The organism is Bradyrhizobium sp. AUGA SZCCT0182 (assembly GCF_018130185.1).
Classification (GTDB): Bacteria; Pseudomonadota; Alphaproteobacteria; order Rhizobiales; family Xanthobacteraceae; genus Bradyrhizobium.
Window position 1 is genome coordinate 459,225 of the sequence record NZ_JAFCLY010000002.1, and the last position, 12,350, is coordinate 471,574.

The following is a 12,350-nucleotide window of genomic DNA, read 5'->3' on the forward strand; positions in this document are numbered from 1 at the left end:
ATCCGGGACTTCGACAACACGCTCGCTAGTTTTGAAGCTTTCTAAAGTGGAAAGAATAACCGGACCTGTCGAGATTGCCGCCGGGCCAGACGAGGCCTTTGGCGGAATCAATTGAGATCATGCGCGAAGTCATTGCCGAGTTCGGAAAGCCGGTGATGCTGTACTCGATCGGCAAAGATTCAAGCGTCATGCTGCATCTGGCGATCAAGGCGTTCCATCCGGCCAAGCTTCCCTTCCCGCTCTTGCACGTTGATACAACCTTGAAATTTCGCGAGATGATTACGTTTCGCGACGAAACCATTCGCCGAATCGGAATCGATCTGCTCGTTCACGTCAATCAGGATGGCTCGGCGCGCGGAATTGGACCGATTGCTTCCGGCTCCTCCGTGCATACCCAGTCGCGGCGGCCGTGAGCTTCATGGAGCACGAACCGATCATCACCGATCTGCAGAATACGTGGCTTGAGGATATCAGAACGTGGCACCGGTATCGAAAGAGGATGAGGCGATGCTTACCTTTGTGATGCTGAGGCGTATGCTGCTGACGGCCTGGATCGCATCGCACCCGGAAACCGAGCCGGCACGTCTGCTGGGAAACGGCTATGCGGAGGGCACAGTGGCGATGGGGCGGCGGTTTCTCCAGACTCTTTGACTGCAGACCGACTCGATCACGAAAATCGTCTTCGACAATTCTGGGTCGGCAGACCATCGCCGAAGAGAAGGTGCGTTAGCGAAGCTTTGCCCGGAGCCGCCGACATGACTGGTGCTCGGTGATCGCAAACGATCGGCAATCCGACTGTAACGCGCCCCGCATCAGTTGATGCCTGGGCTGCGTGGTCCTTGCCCGGAATGAATCGCGCCGCTCTGGCCTTGCGCGCAGCTGCATCTCGTGTTTGCTCGCCAGGTCGTCTGGCTTCGTCTTCACTCGGTGCCGATTGGTCTCTCTCGTTCAAGCGCGAGAGCTACGAACTAATGAAGGATCTGCTCGAGGAATGTCCTCGCCCGCTCGGACGCCGGATGATTGAAGAAGTTTTCCGGAGCCGCTTGCTCGACGATCTTTCCCTCATTCATGAATACGATCCGGTCCGCGACCTCGCGGGCGAAGCCCATCTCGTGGGTGACGCAGAGCATGGTCATGCCCTCTTCCGCCAGCTTCTTCATCGTTTCCAGTACTTCCTTGACCATTTCCGGATCAAGCGCCGACGTCGGCTCGTCGAACAGCATGATCTTCGGCCGCATGCAGAGCGCGCGCGCGATGGCGACGCGCTGCTGCTGTCCGCCCGACAACTGCCCCGGAAACTTTTCGGCTTGCTCGGGGATCCGAACCTTGGTCAGGAAGTGCATGGCGATGTCCTTCGCCTCTTGCTTCGTCATGCCGTTCACCGTCATCGGCGCCAGGATGCAGTTTTCCAGGGTCGTCATGTGCGGGAACAGGTTGAAGCTCTGGAACACCATTCCGGTGTCCCTCCGGATGGCGTCGATGTTCTTGCGCTGATCATCCAGCTCGGTGCCGTTGACGTAAATCAGCCCCTGGTCGTGCTTTTCGATATGATTGACGCACCGGATCAGGGTCGATTTCCCCGAACCGGACGGGCCGCAGATCACGATCTTCTCGCCACTGGCCACCTTGAGATCGATCTCGTTCAAGGCTGTAAATTCGCCGTAGTACTTGTAGACCGCCTCCATCCGAACCGCGGCCACCTCGCCTTTGCGGGGCTGCCCCTGTACATCGTCAATATCGGTTGCCATCGATGCGTTTCCTTAAGTGGCGCGCGAAGCGGAGCTGCTCCTCGCGACCGGAGCTTCGTTCCTCGCAACAACAACCTCCCTCGACACAATCATGCTCTGGCCTCGAGGCCGGCTTGCGTCGGCGGCGCTGTTGCGTTGGATCTTCGCGATCTTGTCGCGCTCGAACGGCCAAAGTGCTTTTCAAGGCGGCGCTGAGCCACATCCCAGACCGAGGTGAGGATCAAGTAATAGGCCGTGGCGGCCGCATAGACTTCGAGAATCTGAAAATGCTCCTGCATCAGCATGTCGCTTCGGCGCATGATTTCCTCGACCGAGATGACAGAGGCGAGCGACGTCGCCTTCAGGAGCGAATTGATGGAGTTGCCGAGCGGCGGGATCATCAGTCGAAACGCTTGCGGAAGCGTAATGCGCCGGAACGTTACCCATCTCGACAGACTTAGAGCCCAGGCGGCCTCCCGTTGCCCGGCCGACACCGCCATGAAACCGCTGCGAACGATTTCAGCAAGATATGCGGCTTCATTGAGGATCAATCCGACCAGGGCGCAGGTGATCACGTCGAATTTGATACCCAGTTGCGGCAAGCCGCTGTAGATCACCACGAGCTGGATCAGGAGCGGCGTGCCGCGAAAGAACCAGATGTAGAATCGGGCGAAGCCGCTGAGCGCAGGGTTAAATGACATGCGCATCAGCGCTATGCCCATCCCCAGAATGAGCCCGCCAACGACTCCGGCAACCGTCAAGCCGATGGTGACGAGCACGCCCTTCATCAGAAAGAAATTGAAAAAGTAGTCGACGCTGGCCGCCAGATTGAAATGGGTCATCGGCTCGTCTCCATGTGTCAGGCCGGACCGGGGCCGACGATTGCAAGCGCCTGATCGATCGGCTGGCTGAGCCAGTTCATCTGCCAGCTGCCGGCTTCGAAGGCGGATGGCTTTCCGATCAGATACCGTTCGGCAGCAAATTTTGTGCCGCCGTCGGGAGCTACGATATCGATGAAGGCTTCGTCGGACATGATGACATCCTCAAGTCGGGCGAATGTCGCTGGCGCGGCGCGCGGCGCCGAGCGTCGTTGCGATGTCGTCGTAAAGTCCGGGCAGAACCGGCAACAGCGGTGGCCGCGGATCTGCGTTGCGGATCAGGCCGAGTTCTTTAAGGCCCACTTTCATGCGCGTATGCATGTCAACGATCGGTGCTGGACCGTAAATCGCCTTGACGATCGGATAGAGGCGCTCGTTCACGGCGCGCATCGCCTTGAGGTCGTCGGCGACCGACGCCTGCCAGAGTTCGATAAACAGATGCGGCGCCAGGCTGACGAGCCCGGACAGGATGCCGTCGCCACCGACAGCGAGCTGCGGCAGGAACCAGTTGTAATTCGAAGGCAAGACCGCGACCTCCGGATCGGCTTTTTTCACGGCCCGCCGGTTCTCGTCATAGGCGAGCATCGTATCGCTGCCTTCCTTGACGGCGATCACGCGGTCGATGGCCGCCATTTCGGCGAGCGTCTGCGGCGAATAACCAAAACCGGACGCCACCGGATACTGGAAGATAGACACCGGGATTGCGATTGCCTCGCTGACCGACCGCACGAAGCTAACCGGCGCGCGCGACGTGGCGGATGCACCGCCGCCGAGCGCGGCAGGCGGGAACAAGACCGCGCAATCCGCACCGGCGGCCTCGGCGAGCCGAGCCTGGCTGATGACGTCGGCGGTCGAGTGCGCAATGATGCCGGCAAGCAGCGGCTTCTCGCCGATATGGGCTCGGGTTCGCGCGATCACCGCCTGGCGCTCTTCGTCCGACAGCGAGGCGCCCTCGCCCGCATGCCCGTTGACAAAGACGGCCGCGATGCCATCCGGGCAGGCGCAATAATCGAGCAGCCGGGCGTAGCCTTCCCAGTCGATCGTCAGGTCGTCGTTGAATGGCAGCACGGTGGCGACCGTGACGCCGCGCAGATCGGGTTTCTTCATCCGATCACTCATGATCGCTCGCGCCGTGGAACCGCGCTGTGCCTGTGACGAGCTACTGCGATCATATGCGCGCCCTTTCCTCAGCCGGCGACCTGCCTTGATGAAACCATTGCCCCTGGCCAGACCAGGCCGAACTTCGCTACCAACGCCCGCGCGGCCGCGTCCTGCGGGGCCGGCAATGGCAGACGCGGCGGACGGGGCACGCCGACAGAAAAGCCCATATGGCCGAGCAGCGCTTTGGTGCCGGCGACATAAGCCTGGCCGCCGACGAATTCGATCACCGGCAAATAATCGAGATAGAGCTTGCGCGCCGCATTGATCTCGCCTTCATCGGCGACGAGGCTGAAGATGCGCGCCATCGCCTGGGGCGCCACGTTGGAGGCAACCGCTACCCAGCCCTGCGCGCCCTCCACGAAAGATTCGAAGCCGAGGATGCCGCCGAATACGGTCATCCGGTCACCACACAGCCGGATGATGTCGCGCACGCGCGTCACCTCGAGCGTCGACTCCTTGATGTAAAGACAGTTGTCGATCTCGGCGAGCCGCGCCACCAGTGCCGGCTTGAGATCGACATTGGCAGTCGCGGGATTATTGTAGACCATAATGGGCAACGAGATCGCATCGGCCACGGTCTTGTAGTGATGGACGAGCTCGTCGTCGGTCGGCGTCGAATAGAACGGTGGAATGATCATCACGCCATCGGCGCCCAATTTTTCAGCACGACGGCTGAGGCGCACCACCTCTCGCGTATCCTCCGCACCGGTCCCGATCAGCACCGGCACACGACCCGCCGCCTGGGCAATGACCGTCTCGGCCACCAGAATTTTCTCGTCGTCATCGAGCGACAGGAATTCGCCAGTCGAGCCGAGCGGAATCAGCCCGTGGATCCCCTGCTCGATCTGCCAATCGACAAAGTCCCGCAACGCCTCGGCATCGACATCGCCGCCCGGCGTGAACGGCGTGATCATGACGGTGTAGGTGCCGCGAAATGTCTTCATCGAGACTTCCAGTTGCTCAACGTGAACCCGAGCAGCGGCCCCTATCGCGGGCCACCGCAATGCTGCAAACGATTGCAATATTGGCGTTGATTTGGGCAAGACCCATCTCAAATTTAGGCTTGCACGTGCAAATTTATGCCAATACTGTTTTGCAATCGTTTCCATTCTAATGGCAGGATTGATGAGCGTCACGCTCAAAGATGTGGCACTGGCGGCCCGCGTTTCGATCAGCACAGCCTCGCGCGCGCTGGGCGGCAGCGGATTGACGAGCGAGCGTACCCAGCAGCGCCTGACGCGTATTGCGCGCGAGCTCGGCTACCGTCCCAACCCGATCGCACGCGGACTGAAAACCGGACAGTCGCGGCTGGTGGGGCTTTTGGTCCACAACCTCGCCAATGCGTCGTTCCAGGTAATGGCCGAGGTGGTGCAGGCGCGGCTGAAGGCGCTCGGTTACCAGATGCTGCTGTGCATCGCCGGCGACGATCCGCAGCTGGAAAGCGATACGCTGACGACACTTGCCGACCATCGCGTCGATGGACTGATCGTCGTGCCCACGGGCAAGAACGGCGCCCGCTTGACCGCTCTGGCAAATGAAATCCCGATCGTCTGTCTGGTGCGCCGCGACGACGGGACAGATCTCGAGACCGTACTCGCCGACGATTCCGAAGGCGCCTTCGTGGGCACGCGGTACCTGATCGGGCTCGGGCACCGACGGATCGGCCTTATTGTCGGCCGTCCAGACACGACATCGGGACGCGAGCGACTGTCGGGATATGTCCGTGCACTGCGCGAGGCGTCGATACAAGTGGACGACGCGTTGATCCATGCCGGCCATTTCGAGCCGGAAACCGGCGCCGCCTCCTGTCGCAAGCTGCTGGATCTCGCCGAGCCCCCCAGTGCGATCTTCGTCGCCAACCACGAAGCGACGCTCGGCGTCCTGCGCGTGATCGCCGAACGTGGCCTGTCGATTCCCGGTGATCTCTCGTTGCTCTGTTACGAGCATTCGCCCTGGTTCGAGTGGCATCGCCCGGCCATCAGCATCGTCGACAACGGCGCGAGCGACCTTGCCAACCTCGCCGTCGACCGCCTGCTGCACCGCATGGACGCCAAGGGCAACGGCGCCGATGGCGTGCGCGAATATCGCGTCGGCGCCCGGCTGGTGAAGCGCGATTCCTGCCGCCCGTTCGATCCGTCCCCACGCAAATCCTCCGCAACCAAATCGTCCAGAGCGAAGGCCTGACCGATGCCCTATGTCGAAATCCTTGCGCCGCCTGCCCCGCCTCAAAGCAAGGCCGCGTTGGCCAAATCCATCACCGACGGCCTGATGTCGAGCTTCGGCGTCGACGCGCAGACGATCACGCTCTATTTCCTGCCGATCGCTCCCGACGACTATGCCCATGCCGGAGAGATGGGATCACAAGGCACCGGCCAGCGTATCCTGCTCAAGGTGCACGCTTTCCGCCGCAGCGAGGCCGAGCGCCGTGCCGCCGCGGCTGCGCTGACGCGAAGCGTCTGCAACGCCTATGGCGTGCCGGGGGCCGATGTCGCCGCGTACTTCTTCGACCGCGAGAAGGACGAGGTCGCCCACGATTCCAAGCTCGCCAGCGACTGAGGGAAGCGACACGCCATGGACCGTTTCTACACCGAGGACCAGAAAGCGCTGCGAGACACCGCGCGTCGCTTCGCGCAGGCCGAGATCCTGCCGCGCGCCGCGGCGATCGATCGCGACGACCGCTTCGACCGTTCGCTTTACAAGGGCATGGCCGACCTCGGCCTGTTCGGCATCTGCCTTCGCGAAGGCGCGGGCGGCGCAGGGCTCGACGCGGTCGCCGCCTGCATCGCCATGGAAGAGCTGGCACGTTGTTCGGGCGCGGTGGCCAACGCTTTCGCCATTCCGGTCGAAGCGGTGCTGTTTTTCGACCAGCACGGCACCGAGACGCACAAGGCGCTGATCCCGCAAATCCTGAGCGGCGAGATTATCCCCGCCACCGCCGTCTCCGAACCCGACCACGGTTCCGATGTCGCCGGCATCAGGACATCAGCGGTGCGCGACGGCAACGGCTGGCTGCTCGACGGCACCAAGGCCTGGGTGACACTCGGCGGCGTCGCCGACCGCATCATGGTGTTCGCCCGCACCGGCGCCGAGTCCGGACACCGCGCCATTTCCTGCCTCCTCGTCGATGGCAAATTGCCGGGCATCGCGCGCGGCAAGAATGAAGAGCTCCTTGGCATGCACGGCCTCGAGGATTGCCAGATCACCTTCTCCGGCGTGCGCCTGCCGGCCGACAGCGTGATGGGGCCGGAGAACCAGGCCTTCAAGATGGCCATGAGCAACTTCAATTTCAGCCGGCTGATGATGGCGGCAATGGCACTCGGCATGGCACAGGCCGCGTTCGAGGATGCCACCGCCTACGCCAAGGACCGCAAGCAGTTCGGCCAGCCGATCATCGGTTTTCAGGCGATTCAGTTCATGCTGGCCGACATGGCGACCGACATCGCCGCCGCCCGCCTTCTGATCCACCACGCCGCGCGCCTGCACGACGCCGGCGAGCCGATCGCCAAGGAAGCGGCGCAAGCCAAGCTGTTCACCACCGACATGGCGATGAAGCACGTCTCCAACGCGCTGCAGATCCATGGCGGCAACGGCTATTCACGCGATTACCGCATTGAACGGCTGTTCCGCGACGTGCGCCTCGCGCAGATTTATGAGGGCACCAACCAGATCCAGCGCCTCATCATCGCCCGCCAGGTCGAGAAGGAGGCCGCATGACGGCGAGCGTGCAACCGTGCTGAGCATCATCACCGCGGCACAGGCCGCAAGCCTGATCCGCGACACCGATACGCTGATCGTCGGCGGCAATGGCGGAACCGGCGTGGCGGAAGCCGTTCTCGATGCGCTGGAGCAGCGTTTCCTCGGCGGCGGCGGGCCGCACGGGCTAACGCTGATCAACATCACCGGCGTCGGCGCGGTGACCGAGAAGGGTCTATGCCATCTCGCGCATGAAGGCCTGATCGCGCGGGTGGTCGGCGGCAATTTCGGGCTGCAAGTGCCGTTCATGCGCCTGGTGCGCGACGAGTTGATCGACGCCTACAACTTCCCCCAAGGCGTGATGAGCCAGCTCTGCCGTGCCATGGCCGCAAAGCATCCCGGCGTGCTGACCCATGTCGGCCTCAACACCTACATGGACCCGCGCCAGGACGGGGGGCGCATGAATGCACGCACCACCCTGCCGCTGGTCGACCTCGTCGACCTGCAGGGCCAATCGTGGCTGCTCTACCGCGCGCCCTCGCCTCCCAACGTCGCCATCATCCGCGGCACTTCGGCCGACGAGGACGGCTATGTCAGCATGGAGCACGAAGGCACGACGCGCGAGGATCTCTCGATCGCGCAAGCCGTTCACAATGCCGGCGGCACTGTGATCTGCCAGGTGAAACGGATCGTCAAGCGCGGCTCGATCCATCCGCAGATGGTCAAGATCCCCGGCTTCCTGATCGACCACGTCGTGCTCGAACCCGGGCAGATGCAGACCTACGGCACGCTCTACGATCCCGCTCGCTGCGGCGAGACCCGCGTACCGGTCGCGATGATCGTGCCCGATCCGCTCACCGAACGGCGGGTGATCGCCCGCCGCGCCGCCTTCGAGCTGCGCCCGCGCGACGTGGTCAATCTCGGCGTCGGCATCTCGGCGATGATCCCCAATGTCGCAGCCGAGGAAGGCATCGCGGATCTGATCACCCTGACCGTGGAATCCGGCGTGGTCGGCGGCGTACCGGGCCATGCGCGGGAGTTCGGCACCGCCATCAATCCCCGCGCCATCCTCGATCAGGCCTACCAGTTCGATTTCTACGACGGCGGTGGCCTCTCCTGCGCCTTTCTCTCATTCGCGGAAGTCGACGAGACGGGCAATGTCAATGTCACCCGTTTCGGCGACCGCCGCGACGGCTCTGGGGGCTTCATCGACATCACCCAGAACGCCAAGCGGCTGATCTTCAGCGGCACCATGACCGGCGGCAAGTTCGACATCGCCGTCGAGAACGGACGCCTGACGATCCGCCGCGACGGCGCCTTCCGTAAATTCGTGCCGCAGGTCGGCCAGATCAGCTTCAGTGCTGGTCTGGCCGCGCAGCGCGGCCAGGAAGTCTCCTACGTCACCGAACGGGCCGTGTTCCAGCTGGAGAATGGCGGCATGACGCTGACCGAGATCGCCCCGGGCGTACGCCTGGAACAGGATGTGCTGGCGCATATGGGTTTCCGGCCGCGCATCAGCCCCGACCTCAGGGATATGGACCCGCGGATCTTCCGGCCCGGGCCGATGGGAATCGGCCAGAGCTTCGTCGAACTGCCCGCTCGCCCGCGCAAGGTCGCCTGAGGACGCGCCATGGAAACCATAGCCTCCGCGTCGATCAATCTCCGCTATGAGGATATCGAACCCGGCACGCAGTTCGAAAGTGCGGCGCATACCGTAACACCCGCCGATATCGCGGCCTTCGCCGACGTCACGCGCGATCATCATCCGCTGCATGTCAACGCTGCTTACGCGAAGTCCCGCGGCTTTCCGGCAGTGATCGCGCATGGGCTGTATGGCCTGTCACTGATGGAAGGGCTGAAGTCGGAGCTGAAACTCTATGAAGAGACGTCAGTCGCCTCGCTCGGCTGGGACGGCGTGTGCTTCAAGGCGCCGGTGGTCGCCGGCGACCGCTTGCGCGTGCGATTCCGCTTCGTCGAGAAGCGGCCGACCCGCAACCCCGCGCGCGGCGTCGTCATCGAAGCACTCGAGCTGATCAACCAGCGCGACGAGGTGGTGACGGAAGCCCGCCATACCTCGCTGATCCTGACCCGCCAGCCCGATTGCGCATCCGCCACGCCGGACGCGTCATAACGAGACAACGAAAAGACGACCAGACCCGGGAACGCCGCCTCACCTATTCACTTTCACGTAAGGGGTTCACGTCATGCGACTTCTCAATATCTTCTCCGCTCTGGCCGTGCTGATCGGCCTAGTCCCAACAGCTCACGCCCAGAACTGCACGCCAAAAGTGCCGGCATCGAGCCTGATCGAAGCCGGCAAATGGCAGATGTCCATCAATCCGACCCTGCCACCGCAGCAGTTCATCGACGACAAGGGCGAACTGCAGGGGCTCAATGTCGAACTGGCGCGCGAAATCGCCAAACGCATCTGCATCGAGCCGGTGTTCCTGCGGATGGACTTCCCGCCAATGATTCCGGGTCTGCGCTCCGGCCGCTTCGACGCCATCAACACCGGTTTGTTCTGGACCGAGGAGCGCTCGAAGATGCTGTACCTCGTGCCCTACGCGCAGCAGGCGATCAGCATCTACACCGATCCTGCATCGAGCCTGAAGCTGGAGAAGTTCGAAGATCTCGCCGGCCGCGTCGTCGGCGTCGAGTCGGCGACCTATACCGAGCGCAAGGCGCGCGAGTACAGCGCCGCGATGGTGGCCAAAGGGCTCAAGGAAATCGAGTTGCGCACGTTCACGACCGTCACCGCGACCTCGGCAGCCTTGCGCGCCGGACAGCTCGAGGCTGCGCTCAACATCAACGAGACCGCCAACTCGCTCGAGCAGCGCGGCATCGCCAAGATCTGGGTCCGGGACATTGCCGGCACCGACATTACCTTCGCCTTCCGCGACAAGCTGCTGGCGCAGGCGGCGGCAGACGCGCTGACGGCCATCCGCACCGACGGCACCTATGACAAGCTGTTCGACAAGTTCGGCATGACCAAGCTGAAAGCCACCACTTTCGTCATCCGCGGCGACGGCCCCACCAACTGACGGCAGGTGCTGCCGCATGGCGCGGCAGCGCTCCCCGGTGAGCAATCCGCAAACCGACCCGACCGGAGCGCGACATGACATTCGACACCATCATCCGCGGCGGCACAGTGGCGACGGCGTCCGACACCTTCGCCTGCGATGTCGGGATATCGGACGGACGGATTGCAGCCCTCGGCCACGGCCTCGGCGATGCGGGACAGACCATCGATGCTACCGGCCGGCTGGTCCTGCCCGGCGGCATCGACAGCCACGTCCACTTCTCCCAGCCGAGCGGGCCCGGCATCGTCATGGCCGACGATTTCGAAAGCGGCACCCGCGCGGCCGCCTTCGGCGGCAACACCACGGTGCTGCCGTTCTGTCTGCAGGAACGCGGACAGAGCCTGCGGCAGGCGGTGCGGGACTATCACGCCAAGGCTGACGGCAATTGCTACATCGACGTCAGTTTCCACCTGATCATTTCGGACCCGACCGAACAGGTCCTCGGCCAGGAGCTCCCGGCGCTGATCAAGGATGGCTACACCTCGTTCAAGGTGTTCATGACCTATGAGGATCTGGCACTCAGCGATCGCCAGATCCTCGAGGTGATGTCGGTTGCCCGCGAGACCGGCGCGCTGGTCATGGTCCACGCCGAGAATTTCGACGCCATCCGTTTCCTCACCGATCGCCTGGAGCGAGGCGGCCAGACCGCGCCGCATTTCCACGGCGCATCCCGGCCGATTGTCGTCGAACGTGAAGCCACCCATCGCGCCATCGCCCTCGCCGAGCTGATCGACGTGCCCGTGATGATCGTCCACGTCTCCAACCGCGAAGCGATGGAAGAAGTTCGTCGTGCCCAGCAGCGCGGCCTCAAGGTGTTTGGTGAAACCTGCCCGCAATATCTCGTCCTGACCGAGAAGGACATGGAGGGGCTCAACATGGAGGGTACCAAATACGTCTGCAGTCCGCCGCCACGCGATGTCCCAAGCCAGGTCGCCTGCTGGGAAGGATTGCAGCAAGGGATCTTCAGCGTTTTCTCCTCCGACCATTGCGCGTTCCGTTACGACACGACCGGAAAGCTCGCCCCGAAAGGCCGCACCAGCTTTCGCTGGGTGCCGAACGGGATTCCCGGCGTCGAGACGCGGTTGCCGATTCTGTTTTCGGAAGGCGTGGTCAAGGGACGAATCGATCTGAACCGGTTCGTTGCCCTCTCGGCGACCAACCATGCCAAGACCTATGGTCTCTACCCGCGTAAGGGCACGATCGCGATCGGCTCCGACGCAGATATCGCGATCTGGGATCCGACGCGCGAGGTGACGATCAGCCAGGACATCCTGCATCACGGCCCCGATTACACGCCCTATGAGGGCCTCCGCGTCACCGGTTGGCCCGTGACCACACTGGTGCGTGGTGAGGTGGTCGTCGCGGATGGCACCCTGGTCGGCCGCAAGGGGGCCGGCCAGCATCTGGCACGCGACCCTTCGCAGTTCGCCTCCGCCCGCGACTAACGCGACCGGCCTGACCTCGAAACACGGGGCCTCGCCCCAATGCTGCCAGCCAACTACGAAACGCCAGTTGCGTCGCCTCACACGCAAGCACAATCTTGAGGTCTGCGTGCGACAAATCAACCCGACGGGCAAATCACTTACGATTTACGGAATTAGTGTCAAGCCCCGAAATGAAAAATATTTCTGTTTACCAGAAGACAAATCAGGTGCATATATATCGCCATCCCGTCCCTCTCAGAGGGCGTCGGCCGTCGTCACGGACGTTGGACGGGTTGCGGTGGACGCTGGTTTACGCCTCGACGACGGCGTGGATAAGCGTACGGCAAAACCGTGTGGTCCTGGCACCCGTTGCAGGTGTCAAGCTGT

The 12,350-nt window shown here is 62.9% G+C and carries 13 protein-coding genes and 1 pseudogene; 9 read left to right on the forward strand and 5 right to left on the reverse strand.

The window, feature by feature from the left end:
* Positions 1-119: 119 nt before the first annotated feature.
* Positions 120-398, forward strand: a pseudogene (locus JQ611_RS04505) (phosphoadenosine phosphosulfate reductase family protein); the annotation flags it as partial.
* A 79-nt stretch (positions 399-477) separates the two neighbouring features.
* A complete protein-coding gene (locus JQ611_RS04510) occupies positions 478-651 on the forward strand; it encodes a hypothetical protein (protein WP_212464623.1) in 174 nt (57 codons plus the stop codon).
* A gap of 317 nt (positions 652-968) precedes the next feature.
* Here the strand turns inward: JQ611_RS04510 and JQ611_RS04515 are convergent, their stop codons facing one another.
* The 5 genes from JQ611_RS04515 to JQ611_RS04535 all read right to left on the reverse strand — a co-directional run bounded on the left by JQ611_RS04515 (position 969) and on the right by JQ611_RS04535 (position 4,710).
* Positions 969-1,748, reverse strand: coding sequence for an amino acid ABC transporter ATP-binding protein (locus JQ611_RS04515; protein WP_212464624.1), 780 nt, complete (start codon positions 1,746-1,748; stop codon positions 969-971).
* Positions 1,749-1,837: 89 nt separating this feature from the next.
* A complete protein-coding gene (locus JQ611_RS04520) occupies positions 1,838-2,569 on the reverse strand; it encodes an amino acid ABC transporter permease (protein WP_212464625.1) in 732 nt (243 codons plus the stop codon).
* A 17-nt stretch (positions 2,570-2,586) separates the two neighbouring features.
* Positions 2,587-2,760, reverse strand: a complete 174-nt coding sequence (locus JQ611_RS04525) for a hypothetical protein (protein ID WP_212269419.1) — start codon at positions 2,758-2,760, stop codon at positions 2,587-2,589.
* A 10-nt stretch (positions 2,761-2,770) separates the two neighbouring features.
* The gene (locus tag JQ611_RS04530) at positions 2,771-3,712 is read right to left on the reverse strand and encodes a dihydrodipicolinate synthase family protein (RefSeq protein ID WP_249132893.1); all 942 of its coding nucleotides are present in this window, start codon (positions 3,710-3,712) and stop codon (positions 2,771-2,773) included.
* Between the two features lie 80 nt (positions 3,713-3,792).
* Positions 3,793-4,710, reverse strand: a complete 918-nt coding sequence (locus JQ611_RS04535) for a dihydrodipicolinate synthase family protein (RefSeq protein WP_212464650.1) — start codon at positions 4,708-4,710, stop codon at positions 3,793-3,795.
* 181 nt (positions 4,711-4,891) lie between these two features.
* Here JQ611_RS04535 and JQ611_RS04540 point away from each other — a divergent pair, with 181 nt between their 5' ends.
* The 7 genes from JQ611_RS04540 to hydA all read left to right on the forward strand — a co-directional run bounded on the left by JQ611_RS04540 (position 4,892) and on the right by hydA (position 11,984).
* Complete coding sequence (locus JQ611_RS04540) at positions 4,892-5,950, forward strand: LacI family DNA-binding transcriptional regulator (RefSeq protein ID WP_212464627.1); 1,059 nt, start codon at positions 4,892-4,894, stop codon at positions 5,948-5,950.
* Between the two features lie 3 nt (positions 5,951-5,953).
* Positions 5,954-6,322, forward strand: coding sequence for a tautomerase family protein (locus JQ611_RS04545; protein ID WP_212269415.1), 369 nt, complete (start codon positions 5,954-5,956; stop codon positions 6,320-6,322).
* Between the two features lie 15 nt (positions 6,323-6,337).
* Positions 6,338-7,480, forward strand: coding sequence for an acyl-CoA dehydrogenase family protein (locus tag JQ611_RS04550; protein WP_212464628.1), 1,143 nt, complete (start codon positions 6,338-6,340; stop codon positions 7,478-7,480).
* A gap of 16 nt (positions 7,481-7,496) precedes the next feature.
* On the forward strand, positions 7,497-9,080 hold the full coding sequence (locus JQ611_RS04555) for a CoA-transferase (RefSeq protein ID WP_212464629.1): 1,584 nt from the start codon (positions 7,497-7,499) through the stop codon (positions 9,078-9,080).
* 9 nt (positions 9,081-9,089) lie between these two features.
* A complete protein-coding gene (locus JQ611_RS04560) occupies positions 9,090-9,590 on the forward strand; it encodes a MaoC/PaaZ C-terminal domain-containing protein (protein ID WP_212464630.1) in 501 nt (166 codons plus the stop codon).
* Between the two features lie 73 nt (positions 9,591-9,663).
* Positions 9,664-10,500, forward strand: a complete 837-nt coding sequence (locus tag JQ611_RS04565; protein ID WP_212464631.1) for a transporter substrate-binding domain-containing protein — start codon at positions 9,664-9,666, stop codon at positions 10,498-10,500.
* Positions 10,501-10,574: 74 nt separating this feature from the next.
* Positions 10,575-11,984, forward strand: a complete 1,410-nt coding sequence (hydA, locus tag JQ611_RS04570) for a dihydropyrimidinase (RefSeq protein ID WP_212464632.1) — start codon at positions 10,575-10,577, stop codon at positions 11,982-11,984.
* Positions 11,985-12,350 lie beyond the last annotated feature (366 nt).

Coding starts and splice junctions, on each gene's coding strand:
- JQ611_RS04560 (WP_212464630.1), top strand. CDS start 9,090: ATGGAAACCATAGCCTCCGCGTCGATCAATCTCCGCTATGAGGATATC.
- JQ611_RS04550 (WP_212464628.1), top strand. CDS start 6,338: ATGGACCGTTTCTACACCGAGGACCAGAAAGCGCTGCGAGACACCGCG.
- JQ611_RS04535 (WP_212464650.1), bottom strand. CDS start 4,710: ATGAAGACATTTCGCGGCACCTACACCGTCATGATCACGCCGTTCACG.
- JQ611_RS04515 (WP_212464624.1), bottom strand. CDS start 1,748: ATGGCAACCGATATTGACGATGTACAGGGGCAGCCCCGCAAAGGCGAG.
- JQ611_RS04530 (WP_249132893.1), bottom strand. CDS start 3,712: ATGAAGAAACCCGATCTGCGCGGCGTCACGGTCGCCACCGTGCTGCCA.
- hydA (WP_212464632.1), top strand. CDS start 10,575: ATGACATTCGACACCATCATCCGCGGCGGCACAGTGGCGACGGCGTCC.
- JQ611_RS04520 (WP_212464625.1), bottom strand. CDS start 2,569: ATGACCCATTTCAATCTGGCGGCCAGCGTCGACTACTTTTTCAATTTC.
- JQ611_RS04565 (WP_212464631.1), top strand. CDS start 9,664: ATGCGACTTCTCAATATCTTCTCCGCTCTGGCCGTGCTGATCGGCCTA.
- JQ611_RS04545 (WP_212269415.1), top strand. CDS start 5,954: ATGCCCTATGTCGAAATCCTTGCGCCGCCTGCCCCGCCTCAAAGCAAG.
- JQ611_RS04525 (WP_212269419.1), bottom strand. CDS start 2,760: ATGTCCGACGAAGCCTTCATCGATATCGTAGCTCCCGACGGCGGCACA.
- JQ611_RS04540 (WP_212464627.1), top strand. CDS start 4,892: ATGAGCGTCACGCTCAAAGATGTGGCACTGGCGGCCCGCGTTTCGATC.